This window comes from Acidovorax cavernicola, assembly GCF_003581445.1.
The window spans coordinates 81,153-99,717 of record NZ_QXMN01000010.1 but is presented as its reverse complement, the minus strand read 5'-3'; the positions used below and the strand labels follow the sequence as shown (position 1 = coordinate 99,717).

At 66.7% G+C, this 18,565-nt stretch carries 14 protein-coding genes; all 14 read right to left on the bottom strand.

Annotated elements, in window-relative coordinates:
• Positions 1–6: 6 nt before the first annotated feature.
• The 14 genes from D3H34_RS11100 to D3H34_RS11035 all read right to left on the bottom strand — a co-directional run bounded on the left by D3H34_RS11100 (position 7) and on the right by D3H34_RS11035 (position 18,438).
• Positions 7–2,805 carry a type I restriction endonuclease subunit R gene (locus tag D3H34_RS11100; protein WP_119553511.1) on the bottom strand — a complete coding sequence of 933 codons (2,799 nt, stop codon included), beginning with the start codon at positions 2,803–2,805 and terminating at the stop codon, positions 7–9.
• A 22-nt stretch (positions 2,806–2,827) separates the two neighbouring features.
• Positions 2,828–3,034, bottom strand: coding sequence for a helix-turn-helix domain-containing protein (locus tag D3H34_RS11095; RefSeq protein WP_119553510.1), 207 nt, complete (start codon positions 3,032–3,034; stop codon positions 2,828–2,830).
• 779 nt (positions 3,035–3,813) lie between these two features.
• On the bottom strand, positions 3,814–4,785 hold the full coding sequence (locus D3H34_RS11090) for an NAD(P)H-dependent flavin oxidoreductase (RefSeq protein ID WP_119553509.1): 972 nt from the start codon (positions 4,783–4,785) through the stop codon (positions 3,814–3,816).
• Positions 4,786–4,797: 12 nt separating this feature from the next.
• Complete coding sequence (locus D3H34_RS11085; protein WP_119553508.1) at positions 4,798–5,730, bottom strand: electron transfer flavoprotein subunit alpha/FixB family protein; 933 nt, start codon at positions 5,728–5,730, stop codon at positions 4,798–4,800.
• 2 nt (positions 5,731–5,732) lie between these two features.
• Entirely contained in the window at positions 5,733–6,482 is a 750-nt protein-coding gene (locus D3H34_RS11080; protein WP_119553406.1) for an electron transfer flavoprotein subunit beta/FixA family protein, read from the bottom strand.
• A gap of 52 nt (positions 6,483–6,534) precedes the next feature.
• Positions 6,535–7,530 carry a Bug family tripartite tricarboxylate transporter substrate binding protein gene (locus D3H34_RS11075; protein WP_119553507.1) on the bottom strand — a complete coding sequence of 332 codons (996 nt, stop codon included), beginning with the start codon at positions 7,528–7,530 and terminating at the stop codon, positions 6,535–6,537.
• 46 nt (positions 7,531–7,576) lie between these two features.
• The gene (locus D3H34_RS11070; RefSeq protein ID WP_119553506.1) at positions 7,577–9,514 is read right to left on the bottom strand and encodes an acyl-CoA synthetase; all 1,938 of its coding nucleotides are present in this window, start codon (positions 9,512–9,514) and stop codon (positions 7,577–7,579) included.
• A 46-nt stretch (positions 9,515–9,560) separates the two neighbouring features.
• A complete protein-coding gene (locus D3H34_RS11065) occupies positions 9,561–10,559 on the bottom strand; it encodes a Bug family tripartite tricarboxylate transporter substrate binding protein (RefSeq protein WP_119553505.1) in 999 nt (332 codons plus the stop codon).
• Between the two features lie 39 nt (positions 10,560–10,598).
• Positions 10,599–11,807 carry a CaiB/BaiF CoA transferase family protein gene (locus D3H34_RS11060; protein WP_119553504.1) on the bottom strand — a complete coding sequence of 403 codons (1,209 nt, stop codon included), beginning with the start codon at positions 11,805–11,807 and terminating at the stop codon, positions 10,599–10,601.
• Between the two features lie 73 nt (positions 11,808–11,880).
• Entirely contained in the window at positions 11,881–12,693 is an 813-nt protein-coding gene (locus tag D3H34_RS11055; RefSeq protein ID WP_119553503.1) for an oxepin-CoA hydrolase, alternative type, read from the bottom strand.
• On the bottom strand, positions 12,690–13,844 hold the full coding sequence (locus D3H34_RS11050) for an acyl-CoA dehydrogenase family protein (protein WP_119553502.1): 1,155 nt from the start codon (positions 13,842–13,844) through the stop codon (positions 12,690–12,692). The genes D3H34_RS11055 and D3H34_RS11050 overlap by 4 nt, the downstream gene beginning before the upstream one ends.
• A 13-nt stretch (positions 13,845–13,857) precedes the next feature.
• Positions 13,858–15,066, bottom strand: coding sequence for an acyl-CoA dehydrogenase family protein (locus tag D3H34_RS11045; RefSeq protein WP_119553501.1), 1,209 nt, complete (start codon positions 15,064–15,066; stop codon positions 13,858–13,860).
• A 14-nt stretch (positions 15,067–15,080) separates the two neighbouring features.
• Positions 15,081–16,271 (bottom strand): acetyl-CoA C-acyltransferase, encoded by a 1,191-nt coding sequence (locus D3H34_RS11040; protein ID WP_119553500.1) that lies wholly within the window; start codon positions 16,269–16,271, stop codon positions 15,081–15,083.
• Positions 16,272–16,302: 31 nt separating this feature from the next.
• Positions 16,303–18,438: a 3-hydroxyacyl-CoA dehydrogenase NAD-binding domain-containing protein gene (locus tag D3H34_RS11035; protein WP_119553499.1), complete on the bottom strand. Its 2,136-nt coding sequence runs from the start codon at positions 18,436–18,438 to the stop codon at positions 16,303–16,305.
• Between the last annotated feature and the right edge of the window lie 127 nt (positions 18,439–18,565).

The window sequence follows — 18,565 nt, the reverse complement described above, 5'->3', positions numbered from 1 at the left end:
TGTTATTTAGGCAGCCAACCGTTCGGTCAGCTGCAGGATCTCGTTGATTTCGTTCGGGCTGAACACGCCACGGATGCCCTGCGGATGGATGACCGTGAAGGGGGCGTTGATCAGGTCTTTCTTCTCCACCTTTTCGCGCTCGATGATGAAGCCCTTCAGCAGATTGAGGAACTCCATCTGCCGGCTGCTGAGCGTGGTGTGGGCGCGGATGAATTGGTCAAAGGCGGCGCTGACCTCGTCCGGGAAGCTCCTCAGCACTTCAATACCTAGGATGTGGCGGATGAACTGGATGAAGCGCGCCTTGCGGTTCTTGTAGACCTGACGCAGCAGGTCTTCGGTGATGTGCGGGTGCTCCTCGTGCAGCAGTTCGGCCAGTTCGTTGGCCTCTTCGCTGCTAACTTCCTCGCCGTTCTTGATCTTCTGCAGCACCGGGTTGTGCGCGGTGAGTTCGGCGATCAGGTTTTCCACCATTTCACGGTAGCGGGTGATGCTGACCGCCTCGTGCTGTGGGCCGAACTCCACCCATTCCTTTTTGTGCAGTTCATCGGCCAGATCGAGGTGGGTTTGTTCCTGGCCGGTGGATTGCTCGCGGAATTTCATCAACGGGCCGAGTTTGGCGACCAGTCCGTCGAAGGCGTCTTCATCCGCCTTGGCCCAGTAGTGGCTGGTTTGTGCGGCGCGGATCAGGGCCTCTTCCTGCTTGACGAAGCTGACGGAGAGCGGCAGTTCGCTGATCTGCTCGACGATGCCTTCCTTGAGGGTGTCGGCCTGTTCCTTTTCTTCGCTCAAAACGGCCAGCGAGTACTCCAGCAGGTCGCGCTCGAAGCGCATGGCCTTGAAGTCGGCCTCGGACACCGTGCGGAACAGCGGCTTGATTTCTGCGCGCAAAAACTCCAGCCGGTCGTGGCTGAGGCTGATCCAGAAGTTGTCATCGTCCAGCCGCGCCAGCGCAGCGGCGGCTTCCATGATCACCACCGACTCTTTGGGTAGCGCCGCAATCTGCAGGCGGAGCTTGGCGATTTCCCGCGCAGCGATGTCGGTATGGCCGCTGTCCTTGGCCTTTTCGATCTTGTCGAGGCGCAGGCCCACCAGCCGCACCGGCAGCGGCAACTGTGGTTTGAGCTCCTTGCCCTTGGGGTTGAGCTTGAAGTATTCGAAGTTGTCCCAGCAGTCGAGAATCAGGAACACATCTTTTTCAAGACACCAGGGCTTGGGCTTGCTGGTTTCCAGCAGGCGTGTGCCGCGCCCGACCATCTGCCAGAACTTGGTGTACGAGTAAACCGGCTTGGCGAACACGAGGTTGACGATTTCGCGCACGTCGATGCCGGTGTCGAGCATGTCCACGCTGATGGCGATGCGAGGCATGTCGTTGTTGGTGAATTGATCGAGCAGCCCACCTTTGCCGTAGACGCGCGGGTCGTCTGACACCAGTACCTTGGCCAGCTCACCGTGGTGTTGCGGGTAGAGCTTGTCGAAGATTTCCTCCATGCGCCGGGCGTGGGCCTTGGTGGCGCAAAAGAAGATGGTCTTGCCAGGCAGCACGCCGTTGGCATCCTTGATGGCCTCTTCCATGAATTCGCGGACGATCAGGGTGTTGGTGCCCTTGTTGACCACCCGCTTTTCGAGCTGGGTACCCTCGAAGTTGATGTCTTCAACCTCCTTGCCCTGCAGGATCAGCTTCTTCTGGTCTTCCAGGGAAATAGTGCGTTTGCTGATGCCTTCCATCTGGAACTTGGTCTGAATCTTCATGACCTGGAAGTTGCAGAGGTAGGGCGGCACGTTGTTCACGGCTTCTTCATAGGTGTAGGCAAAGGTAGGGATGCCGTCTTCGCAATGAAAAAGCTGGAAGGTGTTGTGGTCGATGATGTCGGTAGGCGTGGCCGTCAGGCCCAGCGTGATGGTCTTGAAGTAGTCCAACACTTCGCCAAAGGTGTTGTAGATGGAGCGATGGCTTTCATCGACAACGATGAAATCGAAGAAGTGCGGCGACAGGTGCCGCGCCTCATCCCGGATGATGTTGAGCATCGTCGGGTAGGTGGCGACATACACACGGCGATCCGTCGCGATCAGCTTTTCACCCACGTTAGGCCAGCGCGGCTCGTTGGGCATGTGCTCCTTAAAGGCGGCCAATGCCTGTTCACGCAAAGCGATGCGGTCCACGAGAAATAGCACTTTTTCTGCGTGTCCAGCCCGCATTAGGGCCTCGACCATGGCAATGCAGGTGCGGGTCTTGCCTGTGCCGGTGGCCATCACCAGGAGGAAGTCACGCCGTTTCTGTTCGATGCCTTCGAGCACCGCGCGAATCGCTCGGATCTGGTAGTCGCGACCGGCAATCGAGGTGTTGATGAATTCCAACGTCAGCGGCTTGCGGTTACGGCGGATGTAGGCAAAGCGCTCCAGGTCGTCGCGGGTGGGAAAGCCGACCACTTTGCGCGGTGCGGCGTTCTCCAGATCCCAAAAATACAGATCATGGCCGTTGGTGTAAAAGCAGAACGGCAGCTCACCGCCCAGCTGCTTCTGGATGTTGTAGCAGTACTGCTTGGCCTGCTCACGGCCAATGGCGGCATCACGGCTGGTCTTCTTGGCCTCGATCACTGCCAGGGGTTTGCGATCTTTGCCAAGCAGGACGTAGTCGCTGAACTGGTGGCCCTCGTAGGACGTGCGCGGCTCCGCTACCCCATCACGCAGTGCAGTAAGGATGTCGAATTCCTCAACGACCTGCGTCGGGTCTTTCACGTTCCAGCCCGCCTGAGCGAGTTGCTGGTCGATCAACTCTGACCGGGTTTGTGCCTCGGATTTGGTCACGCGTAGCCCTCCCCCACTGGATTCATTTGTGTTCGCTCCCGCTCTCCGTGTCGTCATCAGCACCACCCGCACGCACCCATTCGTCAACCTCAGACAACTGAAATTTCCACAGCCGCCCAATCTTGTGCGCGGGGAGTCCTTTGCGCTCGCGCCAACGATAAACGGTGTCCTTTACAACGCCCAGATGCCTAGCGACATCAATGGCTGTGACCCAGGGTTCGGCACTCATGGCATTCGCGCTCAAAATATCTCAAAGTCGTTTTAAATCGTTCTTAGTCTATCAAGCGGGCGAAAGATCCAAGTCGATCACCTTGGTCGGGTAGATTGGACGTTTTATGGTCAGCAAGGGGTCTTCGACGGTCAGGCCAAGCAAGGGGACGGCGTTGACGTACGTGTCAGGCGATTGAGGGGGCCAACGACTGCTTTTATCAGTTAGCGTGAGTTCGGCTCGGTCAGACGACCGACTGCAACCGCTGCGTATCCGCCGCTCGCAGAGATGCGCTCCCGACTTGGGCGCAGCACGTTTCTCCCGCTTGCGGTGCGCTCTCTGCCGTCGATAGCCAGGCGTCGACGTGCCTTTCGTTGTCGTCGGTTGGGCGCGTGCTCGTCCTCAGCGCGGAGGCATTTGGAGTAGGGAATGCGCTGCGCGCTGGCCGGCCGCATCAGACTGGACAGCGTCACTCGCGGCCGGAGCTGGAGTGGCTGCTTCAAGCGTTGTCGTCCAGGGCCTGTTCGCACACGATTTCTGGCATCGCCTTGGTCGGCTGCCGGGCTGCAACCCGCGCCCGGCAAGGCTTTTTTCTCTGCAAATTCAAAACGCTCAAACCGCCGCGAATGGCCGTTTTCCAGCCAACCCGAAGGGAAGGCCCGCTGCGGCGGGCCGCCCCGCGTCGCGCGCCTTGAGGGGACCGCCATGGCCGGGCCTTCGCGACGCCAGAAATTGAATCGCCCCGGGATTCGCGGAGCAAGGTGCCCCGTCGGCTTGAGCGTGCCCTGAACGGCAGGCCGTCAGTTCATCCAGCCGCGCGCCCGGTCCAGATGCTCCCGGCACTCGCGCACCATGCGCTCCAGCAGTTCCGCACACGTCGGGATGTCGTCGATCAGTCCGATGCACTGGCCGGCCGACACCACGCCGTTGTGCACCTCGCCCGATTGCAGCGCGGCGCGGCCGCGTGCGCCGGCCACCAGCGGGCGGATGTCCTCGAACTCACAGCCGCCGGGGCGGCGCTCGGTGGCCACCACTTCTTCGGAGATCGCGTTGCGGAACACGCGCGCCGTGTTGTGCAGCGTGCGGAACATCAGCTTCGTGTCGCGCTCGGTCGCATCGACCAGCGCCTGCTTGATGTTCTCGTGGATCGGTGCTTCCTGCGTCACGCAGAAGCGCGTGCCCATGTTGATGCCCTCGGCGCCCAGCGCGAGCGCGGCGGCCATGCCGCGCCCGTCGGCGATGCCGCCCGACGCGATGATCGGAATGCGCAGCTTGCGCGCCGCCACGGGCAGCAGCACGAGGCCGGGCACGTCGTCTTCGCCCGGGTGGCCCGCGCACTCGAAACCGTCCACCGACACCGCATCGACGCCGTTGCGCTCGGCCGAGAGCGCATGGCGCACCGAGGTGCACTTGTGGACGATCTTCACGTCATGTCGCTTCAGCGCCTCGATGAAGTCCTTCGGGCTGTTGCCCGCGGTCTCCACGATCTTCACGCCGGTGTCGATGATGGCCTGTATGTACTCGGCGTACGGCGGTGGCTTCACGGCAGGCAGGATCGTGAGGTTCACGCCGAAGGGCTTGTCGGTCATCGTGCGCATGCGCGCGATTTCGTTGCGCAGGTCGTCGGGCGTGGGCTGCGTCAGCGCGGTGAGGATGCCGAGGCCGCCGGCGTTCGACACGGCCGCGGCCAGCTCGGCGCGGCCCACCCATTGCATGCCGCCCTGGATGATCGGGTAGCGGATGCCGAGCAGTTCGGTGATGCGGGTCTTCATCGTCGCAGCCGCTTACAGCGTCGTCACGAGTTCCGGCACAGCCGTGAACAGGTCGGCCACGAGGCCGTAGTCGGCCACCGAGAAGATCGGCGCTTCTTCGTCCTTGTTGATCGCGACGATGACCTTCGAGTCCTTCATGCCGGCCAAGTGCTGGATCGCGCCCGAGATGCCTGCTGCGATGTACAGCTGCGGCGCCACGATCTTGCCCGTCTGGCCCACTTGCCAGTCGTTCGGCGCGTAGCCCGCGTCCACTGCGGCGCGGCTGGCGCCCAGGCCGGCGTTGAGCTTGTCGGCCAGCGGCGTCATCACTTCGGTGAACTTCTCGGCACTGCCCAGTGCGCGGCCACCCGAAACGATGATCTTGGCGGCCGTCAGTTCAGGACGGTCGCTCTTCGTCACTTCACGGCCCACGAAGCTGCTCTTGCCGCTGTCTGCGACGCCTTCAGCGGTTTCGACGGTCGCGCTGCCACCGGTGGCGGCTGCGGCGTCGAAGCCGGTCGTGCGAACGGTGATCACCTTGGTGGCGTCGGTGCTCTGCACGGTGGCGATGGCGTTGCCGGCGTAGATCGGGCGCTCGAACGTATCCGGGCTGTCGACCTTGGTGATGTCGGAGATCTGCGCCACGTCCAGCTTGGCAGCCACGCGCGGGGCGACGTTCTTGCCGTTGGCGGTCGAGGGGAACAGGATGTGGCTGTAGTTGCCGGCGATCGCCAGCACCTGGGCGGCGACGTTTTCAGCAAGGTTCTCAGCCAGGGATGCGCTGTCGGCGGCGATCACCTTGGACACGCCGGCGATCTGCGCGGCGGCCTTGGCGGCCTCTGCTGCGTTGGCACCGGCCACGAGCACGTGGACGTCGCCACCGCAAGCCAGGGCTGCAGTCACGGTGTTGAGGGTGGCCGGCTTGATGCTGGCGTGGTCGTGTTCGGCAATAACAAGTGCGGTCATGTTCAGATCACCTTCGCTTCGTTCTTCAGTTTGTCCACCAGCGTTGCAACGTCGGGCACCTTGATGCCAGCGCCGCGCTTCGGCGGTTCTGCGACCTTCAGGGTCTTCAGGCGCGGCGCGACGTCCACGCCCAACTCGTCGGGCTTGACCGTGTCCAGCTGCTTCTTCTTGGCCTTCATGATGTTGGGCAGCGTCACGTAGCGCGGCTCGTTCAGGCGCAGGTCGGTCGTGATGACAGCCGGCAGCGTGAGCGTCAGCGTTTCCATGCCGCCGTCGACTTCGCGTGCCACGGTGACCTTGTCGGCCGCCAGGTCAACCTTCGAGGCGAAGGTGGCTTGGGGCAGATCAGCCAAAGCAGCCAGCATCTGGCCGGTCTGGTTGGCGTCGTCGTCGATGGCTTGCTTGCCCAGGATGACCAGTTGGGGCTGTTCCTTGTCGACCAGGGCCTTGAGCAGCTTGGCCACGGCCAGGGGCTGCAGCTCGGCGTCGGTCTCGACCAGGATGCCGCGGTCGGCGCCGATGGCCATCGCCGTGCGCAGGGTTTCCTGGCACTTGGCATCGCCGCAGGACACGGCGATCACTTCCGTGACCACGCCCTTTTCCTTCAGGCGAACCGCTTCTTCCACAGCGATCTCGTCGAAGGGGTTCATGCTCATCTTGACGTTGGCAATGTCCACCCCGGTGCCGTCGCTCTTGACGCGCACCTTCACGTTGTAATCGACGACCCGTTTGACCGGTACCAGAACTTTCATGGCTGTTCCTCTTGAATGACAAAAAAGAAAAGGAGAAAAAGGGGAGAAGGGGTTACTCGAGCTTGGCGCCCGACTGCTTGATCAGGCGCTCCCACACGGGACGCTCCTGCTTCCAGGCCGCGGCGAAGAGTTCGGGCGAGCTGTCCTTGATCTCGAAGCCCATGGCCGCCACGCGCTCGCGCACGTCGGGCTGCTGTGTGGCCTTGCGCACTTCATCGGCGATGCGGTCCACGATGGCCTTGGGCGTCTTGGCGGGGGCCGCGATGGCGAGCCAGCCGGTCACGCGGTAGGCCTCGTCCTTCAGGCCTTGTTCGGCCAACGTGGGCACGTTGGGCAGCGTGCTCATGCGGCGCTCGCCGGTCACGCCGACGGCCTTGAGCTTGCCGGCGTCGATGTGCGGCTTGGCCGCCAGCGCGCTGGCGTAGGCCATCTGGATCTGGCCGCCGATGAGGTCCTGCACCATCGGCGCCTCGCCCTTGTAGGCGACGTGGTTCATGTCGGCCTGCTGCGTGAGGCTCATGTGCGCGCCGGCCAGGTGCGGGTAGGCGCCCACGCCATACGAGCCATAGGCGACCTTGCCCTTGTTCGCGGCCACGTACTTCAGCAGCTCGGGGCCGGTCTTGGCGGGCACGCTGGGGTGCACCACGAGCACCAGCGGCGCCATCGCGATCTGGTAGACCAGCGTGAGGTCGCGGCCCGTGTCGTAGGGCAGCTTCTCGTAGAGGAACTCGTTGGTCATGAGCGAGTTGCTCAGCGACAGCACGATGGTGTAGCCGTCGGGCGCGGCCTTGGCGACCGCGTCGGTGCCGATGATGCCGGCCGCGCCGGGCTTGTTGTCCACCACGATGGGCTGGCCCATGCTGGCCGCCATCTTCTGGCCCAGCACGCGCGCCAGCACGTCCGTCGCGCCGCCGGCCTGGAAGGGCACGACGAGACGGATCGGCTTGTTCGGATAGGTCTGGGCCTGGGCGGGTGCCAGCGCGAACAGCGCGGCGGTCGATGCGGCGGCGCACAGCAGGGCGCGGCGGTTCGTGTGCGGATGGGTCATGGTTTGTCTCCCGTTCGGTTTCAGAAAATCTTGTGGAGGAGGCCGTTCACTTCAGCGCGATGCGCGTCTTGAACGGCAGCGGCGCCAGCGCCTTGAGCAGCTGCTCCTCCAGCGCTGCGGCCTGTGCGCCGGCTGCGGCGGCATCGATCTGCACGCGCACCAGGCTTTCGCCTTCGGTCTCGGTGGTGGGTTGCGCGGCGGTGCCCAAGCCGAGTCCGGCGCAGACTTCGGCGACGGTCGCCGCCACCACCTGCCGCGCGGCCATCGCGCGCAGCTCGGGCTTGTAGATCTTGCCGACGTTGGTCATCGGCATCGTGGCGATCACCGACACCCACTTGGGGCGCGCCGGTGCTTCGTCGACACGCGCGGAGGTGAAGGCCAGCAGCTCTTCCTCGGTGGCCGAGGCGCCGGGCACCAGCGTCGCGAAGATCACGGGCAGCTCGCCCGCATAGGCATCGGGGGCGCCGACGGCGGCGCACAGCTGTACGGCCGGGTGCGCGCCCAGTGCGTCCTCGATGGTCTTGGGGTCGATGTTGTGGCCGCTGCGGATGATCAGGTCCTTCGAGCGGCCCGTGAGGTGCAGCCGCTCCTCGGCGTCCATCCAGCCCAGGTCGCCGGTCGCAAGCCAGCCGTCGGCCGTGAAGGCCTTGGCGTTGTCGGCCGGATCGACGAAGCCCGAGAACACGTTGGGCGACTTGAACAGCACCATGCCGGTCTCGCCCGTGGCCACGTCGCGGTCACTCGCGTTGCCGTTCTCGTCGAGCGCCACGATGCGCACCTGCGAGTAGGGCAGGCGGAAACCGACGCAGCCTGCGGGGCCGACCACGCCGGGCGGCGTGATGGTCGAGATGCCGGCCATCTCGGTCATGCCCAGGCTCTCGTGCACATGCAGGTCGAACAGGCGCTCGAAGCGCGCCGCGAGTTCGGGCGAGAGCACGGCCGCGCCGGTGCGGCAGTAGGTGATGGAGGAGATGTCGGCGCCGTCCAGCGGCACATTGGCCAGCGCCGCGAGCACCGTGGGCACGGCCGAGAGCGAAGTGGGGCGGTACTTCTCGACCAGCTTCCAGTAGTTGGCCAGCACCTCCTTGTTGCGCAGCAGCGAGGGCGTGGGAATGATCACCTCCACGCCTGCCGACAGCGACGAGAGCGAAGCCGGCAGCACGCCCGCCACATGGAACAGCGGATAGCCGTTGATCGAGATGCCCTGCTCGTTCATGCCCGCGAGCTGCACGCTGGCCCAGGCGGTGAACACCTGCGCGCCGTGGCTGTGGCGCGCGAGCTTGGGTGCGCCGGTGGTGCCGCCGGTGTGGAAGTAGGCGGCGATGTCCGAAGACTGGATGTCGCGGCCGCTCACGAGGCGGTCGCTGGGTTGCGCGGCGCGCAGCGTGTCGAACTCGGCCACGCCTTCGGGCAGCGTGCCTGCCGCGCCGGGCGCCTCGTCGTGCGGCGCCACGCGCAGCACGGTGGTCAGCGTCGGCACCTGGCCGCGCAGGCGCATGGCCTTCGACCACATGCCCGATTCGCTGTCCGAGCCGTAGGCGATCAGCACCTTGGCGCGGCCCGCGGTCATCAGCGCCACCAGCTTCTCGTCGGTGAGCAGCGGGTTCAGCGGCTGCACGATGCCGGCCGCCTCGCCGCCCCAGAGCGCCAGGTGGTATTCGAGGCAACCGGGCAGCAGCACGGCCACCGCGTCCTGCGGGCCCACACCGAGCGTGTGCAGCAGGTTGGCGGTCTGGTGAATGCGCGCGAGCAGCTCGGCGTACGACCAGCGGATGGGCTCGTCGGCCGGGTTGCCGCTGCGCAGGAAGGTCAGTGCGGTCTTGTCGCCGAAGGCCGCACCGGAGTTGCGGAAGAGCTCGTAGGTGCTGCGCACCGTGAGCGCCTCGGCGAGCGGCGTCTCTTCGAGCGCGCGGATGTCGGCCAGCCCGCGCACCGGAAACCGGGGGCGGAAGGGTGCGTGGTTCTTGTCGTTCGCTGTCGTCATGTCTTGCCTCCTGTCGTGTCCCCGATCGGGCGCGTGGCCCGGGCTCTTACTGGTTCGTGATCTTGTTGTCGCGGATGACCTTGCCCCAGCGCTCGAAGTCCTGGCGCATGCGCGTGCCGGTCTGCTCCGGCGTGCCGTAGGCGGCGAAGGAGCCCACGCTCTGCAGCTTGTCCTGCACTTCCTTGTCGGCCAGCGCCTTCTTCAGCTCGGCGCTCATGCGATCGACCACGTCCTTCGGCGTGCCGGCCGGTGCCAGCAGACCGCCCCACGAGGTGGCGTCGAAGCCGGCGAAACCTTGCTCGGCCACGGTCTTCACGTCGGGCAGCAGGCTCACGCGCTTGCCCGAGCCCACGGCGATCGGGCGCAGCGTGCCGGCGCGGATGTGCGGGATCACGGCCACGAGGTCCGAGAACATCGCCGGCACCTGGCCGCCGATGAGGTCGGTCACGGCCGGTGCGCTGCCGCGGTAGGGCACGTGCTGCATGTCGAACTTGCCGATGTTCTTGAGCTGCTCGGTCGTCAGGTGGCCGAAGCTGCCCGCACCGGCGGTCGTGTAGTTGAGCTTGCCGCCGTCGGCCTTGGCCTTGGCGATCAGGTCCTGCAGGCCATTCACGCCGGGCAGCACCTTCGGGTTCACCACCATCACGATGGGCAGGTCGTACACGATACCCACGGGCGTGAAGTTCTTGAAGATGTCGTAGGGCACGGTGCCGTACAGGTGCGAGGCCAGCAGCGTCGGCGTGGCCAGCATCACGAAGGTGTAGCCGTCGGGCGCGGCCTTGGCGGCGAAGGCCGCGCCGATGGTGCCCGAGGCGCCGCTGCGGTTGTCGACCAGGATGTTCTGCTTGAGCGACAGCGACATCTTCTGCGCCACGATGCGCGAGGCCACGTCGGTCGGGCCGCCGGGCGGGAAGGGCACGACCAGCGTGATCGGCTTGGCGGGCCAGGCTTGTGCGAAGGCGCCGCCGGCCAGCAGCGGGAGGGCCAGCGCGATGAGCGCGCGGCGGGCGGGGTTGCGGAGGGTGCGGAAAGACGGAAAGGCCATGGACTTCTCTTCAGGGATGCGGGCGTCGCGGTCTGGCGATCAGACGACGCCGTTCGTTTTCAGCGCTGCCAGCTTTTCATCCGACAGGCCGAGCAGGGACTTCAGCACGTCGTGCGTGCCTTCGCCCAAGGTGGGCGGCGCGCTGCGCACGGGCAGGCGCTCGCCATCGAAACGGTAGGGGGGGGCGAGCACGTCGACTTCGCCGGCCACCGGGTGCGGCTGCTTGGTGACGAGGCCGCCCTGCGTGGCGCGCGGCGACTTCAGCGCCTCCAGCAGGCCCAGCACCTCGCCGCAGGGAATGCCCGCGGCGTTGAGCTTGTCGAGCAGCGCGGCGCGCGGGCGCTTCGCGAGTTCGGCGGTCAGCTCGGGCAGCAGCGCGGCGCGGTTCGCGGAGCGCAGGATGTTGGTCTTGAAGCGCTCGTCGGCCGCGAGGTCGGGGCGCTCGATCACCTCGGTGCAGAAGCGCGCGAACTGCGCGTTGTTGCCCACGCTGATCACCAGCGGGCCGTCGGCCGCGTCGAACACGCCGTACGGCACGATCGACGGATGCGAGTTGCCGTAGCGCGGCGGGTCTTCGCCCATCAGCAGCGCCTCGAGGCCGTAGTAGGCGGTGATCATCAGGCCGCAGTCGAACAGCGCCATCTCGACGTGGCGGCCCGTGCCGGTCTTCTCGCGCTGGTACAGCGCCGCCAGGATGGCTTGCGCCGAGTACATGCCGGTGAACAGGTCGACAGCGGCCACGCCGAACTTCAGCGGCGGCTGGTCGGCCTCGCCGTTCAGCGCCATCAGGCCGGCCTCGCCCTGCACCACAAGGTCGTAGCCGGGGCGCGCGGCCTCGGCGCCGGTGCGGTCGTAGCCCGAGATCGAGCAGTAGATGAGGCGCGGGTTCTCCTTGCGCAGCTGTTCGTAGCCCAGGCCCAGCTTGTCGATGCCGCCGAACTTGAAGTTCTGGATCACTACGTCGCACTGCTTCGCGAGATCGCGCGCGATCTGCTGGCCTTCGGGCGTCTGCAGGTCGAGTGTGACGGAGCGCTTGTTGCGGTTGACGCTGTTGAAGTAGGCGGTCTCGGTCTTGCCCACGCGCAGGCCCCAGTCGCGGGTGTCGTCGCCGCGGCCCGGGTGCTCGACCTTGATCACTTCGGCGCCCATGTCGGCCAGCACCATGCCGCACCAGGGGCCGGCGAGGATGCGGGACAGATCGAGCACGCGCACACCGGCGAGCGGCAGCGAGGAATTCAGCGAAGGCATGGGAACAACTCCAGGAGGACAGAAAGGCCCCGCCGGATGGCGAGGCCGGGGCAGGCGAGCGAGCGCAGCAGGATCAGGCGGCGTCCGAAGGGCGGCGGCGCAGCGCGACGAAGTCGGCCTTGCGCTTGCCGAGGAAGGCACCGATGCCTTCGGCCGCTTCGGCGTCGGCTTGCGACTCCACCATGTAGACCGCCTCGGCGTCCAGTTGTTCCTCCAGCGTGGCGCGATGCGCCTGGCGGCACAGCGCCTTGATGCGCGCGCTCGCGCGCTGCGGGCCCTCGGCCACCTTGGCCGCCAGCGCGACGGCCTCGGCCAGCGCGGCGCCCTTGTCGGTCAGGCGGTTGACGGCGCCCATGGCGTGCAGGCGCTCGGCCGTCATGCGGTCGCCGGTCAGGCACATCTCGGTCAGCACCTGGCGCGAGACGAACTCCGCGAGGAAGGCCGTGGCGCCGCCGTCCGGCGTGAGGCCGACCTTGACGTAGGCGACCGTGTAGAACGCATCGCGCGCCGACACTAGCATGTCGCAGGCCAGCGCCATCGACAGGCCCGCGCCGGCCGCGCCGCCTTCGACGGCCGCGATCAGCGGCTTGCCGAAATCGCGGATCTCGCGGATCAGTCCGTGCAGGCCTTCGAGCTTCTCGCGGCGCTCCTCGGCGGGCAGTTCGCGGCGCTTGGCCAGCAGGTTGAGGTCGCCGCCCGAGCAGAAGAAATCTCCCGCGCCGGTGAAGACAACCGCGCCCACTTCGGGATCGTTCGCGGCATCGGCGAGCGCGGCGCGCAGCTCGTCGTACAGCGTCGGCGTGATCGCGTTGCGCGCGCCGGGGTTGCTGTTGGTCAGGATGCGGACCGCACCCTGCTGCGAGATGAGGACGGTCTTGTCCGTCATGCCGCCACCTCTTTGCTGCACTCTTTACCCAAGGCGATGTAGCGCTGCAGGTGATGGTCTTCGTCGCCGAGCTGGTGATCGATCATCACGAGGCGCTTGGCGTAGTGCGGCAGCGGCAGTTCCCAGGTCATGCCGATGCCGCCGTGCATCTGGATGCTCTCTTCCGCCACCAGCGCGCCGATGCGGCCGATGCTGAACTTGGCGGCCGACAGCGCACGCTCGCGCGCCACGCGGTCGCTGCCGTCGATGGCGGCTGCGGCGTTGATCACGGCCGAGCGGGCCTGTTCGATTTCCAGCAGCAGGTCGGCCATGCGGTGTTGCAGGGCCTGGAAGCTGCCGATGAGGAGGCCGAACTGCTTGCGCGTGCGCAGGTATTCCAGCGTGGCGGTCTTGGCGGCTTCCATCGCACCCAGCGCCTCGGCGCACAGCGCGAGCACGCCGCGGCCGATGGCGCGTTCCAGCGTGGCGGCGCCCTGGCCTTCGGCGCCCAGCAGCGCGTCGGCGCCGAGCTTCACGCCGTCGAGCGTGAGTTCGGCCACGCGGCCACCGTCGATCGCGGGGCAGCCGCGCACGGTGAGGCCGGCGGTTTTCGCGGGCACGAGGAACAGCGAGATGCCGGCTTCGTCGTCCACGTTGCCCGAGGTGCGGGCCGAGACCAGGAACAGGTCGGCCTGCTCGCCTTGCGGCACCACGGCCTTGGCGCCGGTCAGCACCCAGCCGTCGCCGTTGCGCGCGGCCTTCGTGGCCACGCGGGTGCGTTCGTAGTGCGTGTCGGCTTCGTCGTGCGCGAAGGCCGCGACGACGGCGCCGTTGACGATGTCGCCGATCTTCTCTTTCTGTGCGGCATTGCCGGCGGCGCTGATCGCCTCGCCGACCATCACGGCGCCCAGCAGCGGCTCGATCACGAGGCCGCGGCCCAGGGCCTCGAAGACCACGGCGATGTCGAAGCCGCTGCCGCCGAAGCCGCCGTCGGCCTCGCTGAACAGCGCGCCGATCACGCCGAGCTCGGCGAAGTTCTGGAAGATTTCCTTGCTGAAACCGTGCGCCGACTTCGCGATGCGGTCGCGCGCATCGAAGGCGTACTGCTCGGCGATGAAGCGGTTCAGGCTGTCGGCGAGCATGCGCCGGTCTTCGGTGTGTTCGAAGTTCATGTGCGTGTCTCCTTTACAGCCCGAGGATCATCTTGGAGATGATGTTCTTCTGGATTTCGTTCGAGCCGCCGAAGATCGACAGCTTGCGGTTGTTGAAGTAGCGCGAGGCGGCAGCCTTGGCGTAGACCGGGCCGAAGGTCTCGCCGGTAAAGCCGTCGTGCAGCGCTTCCTCGACGAAGGGCCGTCCATACACGCCCATGGCGCGGCGCGCGAGCGACGAGATCTCTTGCCGGATCTCGGTGCCGCGAATCTTCAGCATCGAGCTTTCCGCGCCGGGCACGCCGCCGCCGGCCACCGCCGCGATCACGCGCAGGTTGGTGGTCTTCATGTTCTCCAGGTCGATCTCGACGCGGGCCATGCGCGCGGCGAAGGCCGGGTCTTCCGCGAGCGGCTTGCCGTTCTTGGTCTGCGACGCGGCGATGCCCTTGAGCTGTTCGAGCGCGGCCACCGAGAAGCCGACGCCCGCGATGTTGGTGCGCTCGTAGGTCAGCAGGTACTTGGCGCAGGTCCAGCCCTTGTTCTCCTCGCCCACGAGGTTCTCGGCGGGCACGCGCACGTCGGAGAAGAACACCTCGTTGACTTCATGCTCGCCGTCGAGCGTGATGATCGGGCGCACTTCCACGCCGGGCGAGGTCATGTCGACCAGCAGGAAGCTGATGCCTTCCTGCTTCTTGGCCTCGCGGTTGGTGCGCACCAGGCAGAAGATCATGTTGGCGTGCTGACCCAGCGTGGTCCAGGTCTTCTGCCCGTTCACGATGTAGTGGTCGCCCTGCGCATCGATGCCGCGCACGGCCGTGGTCTTCACCGCGGCCAGGTCGGAGCCCGCGCCGGGTTCCGAGTAGCCCTGGCACCACCAGTCGGCGCCGTTCAGGATGCGCGGCAGCCAGTAGCTCTTCTGCGCTTCGTTGCCGTACTTGATGAGCACCGGGCCCAGCATGTTCACGCCGAAGGGCACGATGCGCGGCGCGAAGGCCAGGGCGCATTCGTTCTCGAAGATGAACTTCTCGACCGCCGTCCAGCCGGGGCCGCCGTACTGCTCGGGCCAGTGGTTGGCGAGCCAGCCGCGTTCGTTCAGGATGGCGTGCCATTCCTGCATGTCGGCCTTGTCCAGGATCGCGCCGCCGCGCACCTTGTCGGACAGGCGCGCGGGCAGCTTGTCCGCCAGGAAGGCGCGCACTTCGCTGCGGAAGGCTTCTTCTTCGGTCGTGAAGTTCAGGTCCATCGCGAGCTCCTCGATCAGTAGATTTCGAACAGGCCCGCGGCGCCCATGCCGCCGGCGATGCACATCGTGACCACGGCGTACTTGGCGCCGCGGCGGCGGCCTTCGAGCAGCACGTGGCCCGTGAGGCGCGCGCCGGTCATGCCGAAGGGGTGGCCGATGGAGATCGCGCCGCCGTTCACGTTCAGGCGTTCCGACGGAATGCCCAGCTTCTCCTGGCAGTAGATCGACTGCGAGGCGAAGGCTTCGTTGAGTTCCCACAGGTCGATGTCCTGCACCTTCAGGCCGTGGCGCGCGAGCAGCTTGGGCACGGCGAAGACCGGGCCGATGCCCATCTCGTCGGGTTCGCAGCCGGCCAGCGCCAGGCCGCGGAAGGCGCCCAGCGGCTTGAGGTTGGCGCGCTCGGCGTCTTTCGCTTCCATCAGCACGCAGGCCGAGGCGCCGTCGGACAGCTGCGAGGCGTTGCCGGCGGTGATGAACTTGTCGTCGCCCATCACGGGCTTGAGCTTGGCCAGCGCCTCGTAGGTGGTGCCGCGGCGGTTGCAGTTGTCTTCGGTGGCAGTGACTTCGCGGTGCGTGACTTCCTTGGTCTCCTTGTCGGTCACGGCCATCGTGGTGGTGCAGGCCACGATCTCATCCTTGTAGCGGCCGGCCAGTTGCGCTTCTTCGGTCTTGCGCTGGCTCTCGGCGGAGAAGCGGTCTTGCGCTTCGCGGCTGATGTTGTAGCGCTGGGCGACCACGTCGGCGGTGTCGATCATGGCCATGTAGAGCTCGGGCTTGTGCTCGACGATCCACGGGTCCAGGCTGAGGTCGCCGCCGTCGCCGGGGCTGCGGCCACGGATCTGCGAGATGCTTTCCACGCCGCCCGCGATCATGGCCGGCGCGCCGTCCACGACGATGCGGCCGGCGGCCATGGCGATCGCCTGCAGGCCCGAGGCGCAGAAGCGGTTCACGGTGGTGCCTGCGATGCTGATCGGCAGGCCCGAGCGGATGATCGACTGGCGCGCGATGTTGCGGCCGGTGGTGCCTTCGGGGTAGCCGCAGCCGAGGATGGCGTCCTCGATCAGCGCCGGGTCCAGGCCCGAGCGCTCGACCGCGGCCTTCACCGCGAACGAGGCCAGCGTGGCGCCGGAGGTGATGTTGAATTCGCCGCGGTGCGCCTTGGTGAGCGGGGTGCGGGCGGTAGAAACGATGACGGCTTCACGCATGGGTTGTCTCCTGGACGATGGGCACTAACAGTTACTCGGATTGATTCAGGCTGGCGAAATCGGCGCCGCGTTCGACCAGCTCCACCAGGAGCGGCGACGGCTTCCAGAAGATCGGGTCTTCCTTCGCGAATTCGCGGATGTCGGCCAGCACCTTCGGCAGGCCCACGGTGTCGGCGTACTTCATCGGGCCGCCGCGGTGGCGCGGGAAGCCGTAGCCGTAGAGGAAGGTCACGTCCACGTCGAGTGGGCGCAGCGCGATGCGCTGGAGCACGACATTCGCGCCCTCGTTGATCATCGCGGCCATGTAGCGGCGCATGATTTCTTCTTCGGTGAAGGTGCGCGGCGTGATGCCGGCGCGCACGCGTTCAGTGTCGATGATGGCCAGCACCTCGGGGTCGGGCTGGCCGGTGCGTGCGCCTTCGGGGTACAGGTAGTAGCCGCGCTGCGTCTTCTGGCCGAACCAGCCGCGCTCGCAGATGCGGTCGGCCACCTGCACGTAGCGCGCCTGAGGGTCGCGCGTGGCGGCCTTGCGCTTGCGCGTGGCCCAGCCGATGTCGCCGCCGGCCAGGTCGGACACCTGGAACGGGCCCATCGGGTAGCCGAAGTTGCGCACGGCCGCGTCGATGTCGTAGGGCGAGGCGCCGTCTTCCATCATGTGGTCGGCGGCCTGGCGGTACACGGCCAGGATGCGGTTGCCGATGAAGCCGTCGCACACGCCGGCGCGCACGGGCACCTTCTTGAGCTTCTTGGCAAGCTCGAAGCCGGTGGCGACCACGTCGGCGCTCACCTTGGCGGGCACCACGATCTCCAGCAGCTTCATGATGTTGGCCGGCGAGAAGAAGTGCAGGCCCACCACGTCCTGCGGACGCGAGATGCTGGCGGCGATCTCGTCGATGTCCAGGTACGAGGTGTTGGTGGCGAGCACGGCGCCCTTCTTGCACACGCGGTCGAGTTCGGCGAACACGGCCTTCTTGACGCCCATCTCTTCGAACACGGCCTCGACCACGATGTCGACGTTGGCGAACGCGTCGTAGCTGGTCGAGCCCGAGAAGCGCGCCATCACGGCGGCCTTGGCTTCGGGCGTCATGCGGCCCTTGGCGATGAGGCCGTCGTACACCTTCTCGACATTGGCGCGGCCGCGCGCGAGCTGGGTGTCGTCGCGCTCGACCATGGTCACGGGCAGGCCCGCGTCGAGCATGGCCACGGCGATGCCCGCGCCCATGGTGCCGCCACCGACGATGCCGGCCGAGGTCAGCGCACGCGGGGTGGCCGAGCGTGTCTCGGGCGCCTTCAGCACTTCGCGCTCGGCGAAGAAGGCGTGGATCAGGCCGGCGCGCTGCGGGCTGTCGATGCACTGCAGGAACAGCTTACGTTCGAGCGCCATGCCTTCGTCGAAAGGCAGCGTGAGCGCGCCTTCGACGGCTTCGATGATCTTCATCGGCGAGAACAGGCCGCGGCTCTTCTTCGCCGTGTCGGCGCGCGCGGCGTCGAGGGCGGCGCGTGCGGCGTCCTTGTCGGCCAGGCCGGCGGCTTCGCGCGTGCGGCGCACCGGGGCGTTGGCGGCGACCAGTTCCTGCGCGTAGGCCAGGCCTTCGGCGCGCGCGTCAGCGTCATTGCCGAGGCGGTCGACGAGGCCCAGCGACAGCGCTTCCTTCGCGCCCGCATGGCGGCCGCTGAGCATCAGTTCGAGTGCGGGCTTCACGCCGATCAGGCGCGGTGCGCGCTGCGTGCCGCCCGAGCCGGGCAAGAGGCCGAGCGCCACTTCGGGCAGACCGAGCTTCGCGGTGGGCGCGGCCAGGCGGTAGTGCGCCGACAGCGCGATTTCCAGCCCGCCGCCGAGCGCGGCGCCGTGGATGGCCGCGACCACCGGCTTGGTGCAGTTCTCGATCTTCAGGCAGACCTCGGGCAGCGAAGGCTGCTGCGGCGCCTGGCCGAACTCGCGGATGTCGGCGCCCGCGATGAAATTGCGGCCCGCGCCCACGATCAGCACCGCCTTGGCACTGCTGTCGGCCTCGGCCGCGTCGATGGCGGCCGCCAGGCCGCGGCGCACGTCCACGCCCAGGGCATTGACGGGCGGGTTGTCGATGGTCACCACGCACACGTCGCCTTGACGCTGGAAGGTGACGGGACCGTTGGACGTGGAAGGGCTGGGAGAGGGGGTGGCCATGTGCGTGTCGCTTGTCTCTTGCGTGGCAGGCCCTCGCGACGTCGGCGAGGGTTCGGGGCTCTGGGGAGCCCTGCATTCTTGGCCGGCATGGCCTCTTTGACAATTGCATAGGTGGTTGACAGACTGT